Origin of the sequence: Streptomyces sp. P17, from assembly GCF_032436805.1 — a bacterium.
GTDB lineage: Bacteria > Actinomycetota > Actinomycetes > Streptomycetales > Streptomycetaceae > Streptomyces.
The window spans coordinates 1-277 of record NZ_JAVRBF010000737.1 but is presented as its reverse complement, the minus strand read 5'-3'; the positions used below and the strand labels follow the sequence as shown (position 1 = coordinate 277).

Annotated in this window: 1 protein-coding gene; it reads right to left on the bottom strand. The window is 63.2% G+C overall.

Annotated elements, in window-relative coordinates; all coding sequences use genetic code 11:
• Nucleotides 1–277: class I SAM-dependent methyltransferase (locus tag RMT89_RS42760; RefSeq protein ID WP_315889156.1), on the bottom strand; the 277-nt coding region annotated here is incomplete at both ends.

Sequence of the window (277 nt, the reverse complement as noted above, 5' to 3'; positions counted from 1 at the left end):
CTACCATCAGGGAGCTGGCCCGAACCCAGAACGAGACTGAGTAACACCTGATGTCCCACCACCTCGCGCACGGGCGCAGCGTGACGTGTGTCGGCGTCCTCGACGTCACCCACGATGAAGTTCAGATGGGGATACTGCGATCTCGCGCGCTCAATCGCGCCCGGACTGAAATCGACGCCGACACCAGGGCTCGGTTCGAGGGTCGCAAGCAAGTCGCCGCGGCCGCAGCCAAGCTCCAATACCCGCTTCTGCCGAGGGATCAGGAACCGCATGTAAG